We start from the raw sequence: 1,454 nt of genomic DNA on the forward strand, positions 1-1,454 counted from the left end.
CAGGCTGTTGAAATTCTGCTCGACCACCGCCTTCGACTGAGCGAGCATTGCGAGGGACGAGTCCGAGGGACGAGGCACCGATGCGAGGCACTGACAGCTACAGCGAGAGCCTGTTCACGACGGTCAAGCTCGAGGACTTCGTACCGGCCACGCATCCGTTGCGCCCGATTCGAAAGTGGGTCAACGAAGCGCTGGCGAAGATGGACGCGAGCTTCTCGGCGATGTACGAGGCGGACGTCAAGGGCGGACGCCCCAGCATCGCGCCGGAGAAGCTGATGCGCGCGATGCTGCTGCAGGTGCTGTACAGCATCCGCAGCGAGCGGCAGCTCGTCGAGCAGATCCGGTACAACTTGCTGTTCCGCTGGTTCGTGGGCCTGGCGATCGAGGACACGGTGTGGAACCACTCGGTGTTCAGCAAGAACCGGGACCGGCTGATCGAGCACGACGCCGTGACGGAGTTGTTCAACGCGACGGTGGCGATGGCGGACAAGAAGGGGCTGCTGTCGGGCGAGCACTTCAGCGTCGACGGCACGCTCATCCAAGCGTGGGCGAGCCACAAGAGCATGAGGCGCAAGGACGGCTCCGACGACGACCAACCGCCCGAGGACTGGAAGGGCCAGCGGCGCAGCAACGAGACGCACGAATCGAAGACCGACCCGGACTCGCGCCTGTACCGCAAGAGCAACGCAGCGCCCGCACTGCCGAGTTACCTGGGCCACGTATTGACCGACAACCGGCACGGGCTGGTGGTAAACGTGCAGGCGAGCCTGTCCGGCGGTACCGCCGAACGCGACATCGCTGCGCAGATGCTGACCGATGTCGCCAAGCCGGGAGCGCGGGTCAGCGTCGGCGCAGACAAGGCGTACGACACGAAGGGCTTCGTGGCCGCGTGCCGAGACATCAACGTCACACCGCACGTTGCGCAGAACGTCAATCGAGTCGGCGGCAGCGCGATCGACGGACGCACGACTCGGCACGACGGCTACGACATCAGCCAACGCAAGAGGAAGTGCATCGAGCAGTGCTTCGGCTGGGGCAAGCTGATCGGACCGATCCGGCAGGTCATGGTGCGCGGACTGGATAAGGTCGACCAGCTTCTGACGCTGACGATGGCCGCATACAACCTCACGCGGCTGCGCACCTTGGCCGACCTGCGCCCGCAGTGCGCGTAATGGCACATAAAAGGCGCCGCATGGCACCCCAAACGCACCCGAATCGTCGCAGCAAGAGCCAGACCGACGCCGATTGCATCGAAGGTGATGCTGTATGACGAGCCAAAGCCTCATGTCGATGCCGGCGTGCGTGCGTTCCAGTGGTACTTCAACGGCCTGCTAACGTTTGAGGTAACGCGCGGCCGCCAGCGGAGCGCCAGGGCCGCGAGGCAGATGATATGCCTGGGTGCCTCGCGGCCCTGGCGCGCAGCTGGTGGACGTCGCGTTGACCGAAGGGTTAGG

Annotated in this window: 1 protein-coding gene; it reads left to right on the top strand. The window is 64.7% G+C overall.

The features are described 5' to 3' along the window. Window positions 1-80 precede the first annotated feature (80 nt). Window positions 81-1,172, top strand: a complete 1,092-nt coding sequence (locus tag HLB44_RS36655) for an IS5 family transposase (protein ID WP_173135806.1) — start codon at window positions 81-83, stop codon at window positions 1,170-1,172. The last annotated feature ends 282 nt before the right edge of the window (window positions 1,173-1,454 follow it).

Origin of the sequence: Pseudaquabacterium terrae, assembly GCF_013266755.1 — a bacterium.
Taxonomy (GTDB): domain Bacteria; phylum Pseudomonadota; class Gammaproteobacteria; order Burkholderiales; family Burkholderiaceae_C; genus Pseudaquabacterium; species Pseudaquabacterium terrae.